At 73.5% G+C, this 3,445-nt stretch carries 3 protein-coding genes and 1 pseudogene; 2 read left to right on the top strand and 2 right to left on the bottom strand.

Annotation, left to right across the window (positions count from 1 at the left end; genetic code table 11):
* Together CCN56_RS31735 and CCN56_RS31740 are read right to left on the bottom strand one after the other, a co-directional pair.
* A pseudogene (locus tag CCN56_RS31735) lies at positions 1–227 on the bottom strand (hydroxyacid dehydrogenase); the annotation flags it as partial.
* Positions 218–646, bottom strand: a complete 429-nt coding sequence (locus tag CCN56_RS31740) for an NADH-quinone oxidoreductase subunit A (protein ID WP_174518279.1) — start codon at positions 644–646, stop codon at positions 218–220. The gene CCN56_RS31740 and the pseudogene CCN56_RS31735, both read right to left, overlap by 10 nt.
* Before the next feature lie 320 nt (positions 647–966).
* On the opposite strand from CCN56_RS31740, the gene CCN56_RS31745 reads away from it, so the two are divergent.
* Together CCN56_RS31745 and CCN56_RS31750 are read left to right on the top strand one after the other, a co-directional pair.
* Positions 967–2,157 carry a sensor histidine kinase gene (locus tag CCN56_RS31745; RefSeq protein ID WP_086831348.1) on the top strand — a complete coding sequence of 397 codons (1,191 nt, stop codon included), beginning with the start codon at positions 967–969 and terminating at the stop codon, positions 2,155–2,157.
* Between the two features lie 129 nt (positions 2,158–2,286).
* The coding region (locus tag CCN56_RS31750) for a sensor histidine kinase (protein WP_086831349.1) at positions 2,287–3,445 on the top strand (1,159 nt) is incomplete at its 3' end.

The following is a 3,445-nucleotide window of genomic DNA, read 5'->3' on the forward strand; positions in this document are numbered from 1 at the left end:
ATCAGGTCGGCCTGGCGCGGGCCCGGCGCGAAGGGGATCACGCCGAGCCGGATGAAGTCGTGCCGGGCCATCGACGCGGCGATGAACTCGATCGCGCAGCAGGCGAGCCCGAAGTTGAAGACCCACAGGCTGTAGCGGCGGCCCCAGTTCAGGACCACCTTCATCGGCTCGGGGGCCAGGCGGGCCAGCGGCCCCAGCTTCGGGGCGGGGAGCGGGGTCACGTCCATGTCAGGACGCCCTTCTTGTATGCGTAGAGCAGCCCCACGGCGAGGAAGCCCAGGAAGACGAACATCTCGACCAGGGTCGTGGCGCCGTAGCCGGGCGCCGCGAAGACCGTCGCCCAGGGGAAGAGGAAGATCGAGTCGACGGCGAAGATGACGTAGAGGAAGGCGTACACGTAGTAGCGGACCTGGGTGTGGGCCCAGCCCTCTCCCACGGGATCGACACCGCACTCGTAGGTGAGGAGCTTCTCGGGCGTCGGCACGACGGGCCTGAGCAGCCGGCCGGCGCCGAACGCCACGGCGACGAAGAGCACGCCGACGACGGCGAGCAGGCCGACGACGGAATACGTCTGGAAGTAGTCCGCCGCGTCGGCCGCGACAACGGTCGGTTCCCGCACGTCCGCCCCTCGGTCTCGGTGTCTCATGAGTCAGTCTGTACGGACGCGAGTCTAGGCCCTGCTAAAGGGACCGTAAGCAGTCGCGGGTGCCTTGCGGCGCCTCGGCCGGTGCCACGACCAGTGCCTGCGCCGATGCCTCGGCCGATGCCCGGCCGGTGGCTACGCCGGTGCCCCGGCCGATGCCCGGCCGGTGCCTACGCCGGTGCCCCGGCCGATGCCCGGCCGGTGCCTACGCCGATGCTCCGGCCGATGCCCGGCCGGTGCCGTCGCCGGTGGGGATAGCCCCCCTTCCGCTCACCCACCTCCCCCATGGCGTCGCGCCCTCCTCGAACGGCAGTCTGGGGACCATGAGCGCCGATCTTGATCCCATCCAGCCGGTCGAGTCCCCCGGCTCCGCCGAGACCCCCCGTCCGCCGCTGCGGCTCGCCTACGGGAAGGAGACCTGGAAGGAGATCGCCTTCCTCCTCTCCAACCTCTTCACGGCCCTGGCCGGTTTCGTCTACGCGGTCGTCAGCATCGCGCTCGGCGCGGGCCTCGCGGTCACCGTCGTCGGGCTGCCGCTGCTCGCCCTCGGCCTCGGCGGCGCCCGCCTCATCGGCCGGTCCGAGCGGGCGCGGGCCCGCGCGCTGCTCGGGGTGACGGTCGCCGAGCCCTCCCCGCTGCCCCCGGCCGGCGGCTTCTTCGGCTGGCTGTGGTCCCGGCTGAAGGACCCGGTGGCCTGGCGGACCCAGCTGTACGGGCTGATCCGGCTGCCCTGGGGGATCGTGACGTTCACCGTCGGCCTCGTCTCGCTCATCGTCCTCTGGCCCGTGCTGCCCTTCCTGGCCCGCGGCCTGTCCAACGGCGACCGGGGCATGGTCCGGGGGCTGCTCTCGCCCTCCGACGAGCTGGAGCGGCGGATCGCCGAACTGGAGTCGGACCGGGGCGTGGTCGTCGACACCGCGGCCGCCGACCTGCGGCGCATCGAGCGCGACCTGCACGACGGCGCGCAGGCCCGGCTCGTGGCCCTCGCCATGGGGCTCGGCCTCGCCAAGGAGAAGCTGCTCGAAGACCCGGAGGCCGCCGCGGCGATGGTCGACGAGGCGCACGGCGAGGTGAAGCTCGCCCTCCAGGAACTGCGGGACCTCGCCCGGGGCATCCACCCGGCCGTCCTCACCGACCGGGGCCTGAGCGCGGCCCTCTCCTCCGTCTCCGCGCGCTGCACCGTGCCGGTGAAGGTGAGCGTGGACCTGGCGGAGCGGCCGGCGGAGGCGATCGAGGGCATCGCGTACTTCACGGTCTCGGAACTCCTCCAGAACGTCTCCAAGCACGCGCGTGCCCGGTCCGCCTCCGTGGAGGTGTGGCGGGCGGGCGACCGGCTGATGCTCCAGGTGCGGGACGACGGGACCGGCGGGGCGCGCTTCGACGGCGGTACGGGGCTCGCGGGGCTCGCGGAGCGGCTCGGCGCGGTCGACGGGGTGCTCGTCCTGGACTCCCCCGACGGCGGTCCCACGACGGTGACGGCGGAGCTGCCGTGGCGCTCCCGGCCCACCGGATGAGCCGTAGGTAGGGAAAACCCCCGCCCGTAGACGCCCACCTTCCTCATGGTCCGGCGGGCGGCGGAACGGAACCCTGGAACACGTACCGCCCGCCCCGTTCGAGCAGACGAGCAGAGAAGGAACTCCGCGATGGCCGCCTCCCACCGACTTCCCGCCGCGATCCGCGCGCCGTTCGAGGCCCGCACCTGGCGCGCCCTCCTGTACGTGCTGATCGGGCTGCCGCTGGGCATCTGCTGGTTCGTGCTCTCGGTCGCCCTCGTCTCGACCGGCGCCGGGCTGCTCGTCACCTTCCTCGGCGTACCGATCCTGGCCGGGGCGCTCGCGATGTGCCGGGGCTTCGGCGCGGTGGAGCGGGCCCGGGCGCGCGGGCTGCTCGGCCTCGACGTGGCGGCGCCGGAGCCGGTGCGCGGGCGGACCGGCGGGGCGCTCTCGTGGATGGGGGCCATGCTGAAGAGCGGTGCGTCGTGGCGTCACCTGCTGTACGCGGTGCTGCACATGCCCTGGGCCGTCTTCTCGTTCTCGGTGACCGTGGCGCTGTGGACCTGGGGCTGGAGCCTCTTCACGTACCCGCTGTGGCAGTGGGTGTTCCCCACGTGGGTCGGGCAGGACGGGATCCAGCTGTACGGCGACGCGACCCACGCCTTCTACCTCGACGCGCCCTTCGAGCTCGCCGTGACCAGCCCGATCGGGCTCGTGTTCGTCCTCGTCGGGCCGTGGGTGCTGCGCGGGCTCGTCTCCGTCGACCGGCTCCTCGTCTCCGGGCTCCTCGGCCCGTCGCGCCTCGCCTCGCGCGTCACGGAGCTGGAGTCTGACCGGGGCGTGGTCGTCGACACCGCGGCCGCCGACCTGCGGCGCATCGAGCGGGACCTGCACGACGGCGCGCAGGCCCGGCTCGCGGCGCTCGCCATGGACCTGGGGCTCGCGAAGGAGAAGCTGGCGCGGGACCCGCAGGCGGCGGCGGTACTCGTCGACGAGGCGCACGGCGAGGTGAAGCTGGCCCTCCAGGAGCTGCGGGACCTCGCCCGGGGCATCCACCCGGCCGTCCTCACCGACCGGGGCCTGGACGCGGCCCTTTCGGCGGTGGCCTCCCGGTGCTCGGTCCCGGTGTCCGTGGACGTGGACCTGCCGGCCCGGCCGGTGCCGGCGATCGAGGGCATCGCGTACTTCACCGTCTCGGAGCTCCTCCAGAACGTCACCCGGCACTCGGGCGCCCGGCGGGCCTGGGTGGACGTGTGGCGGACGGGCGACCGGCTGATGCTGCAGGTGCGGGACGACGGGGTGGGCGGCG

Origin of the sequence: Streptomyces sp. NRRL B-24572, from assembly GCF_002156145.1 — a bacterium.
In the GTDB taxonomy this organism is placed as follows: Bacteria; Actinomycetota; Actinomycetes; order Streptomycetales; family Streptomycetaceae; genus Streptomyces; species Streptomyces vietnamensis.

What these genes read in the sequence shown, in the direction of transcription:
- CCN56_RS31745 (WP_086831348.1), top strand. Translation starts at nt 967, where the DNA reads ATGAGCGCCGATCTTGATCCCATCCAGCCGGTCGAGTCCCCCGGCTCC.
- CCN56_RS31740 (WP_174518279.1), bottom strand. Translation starts at nt 646, where the DNA reads ATGAGACACCGAGACCGAGGGGCGGACGTGCGGGAACCGACCGTTGTC.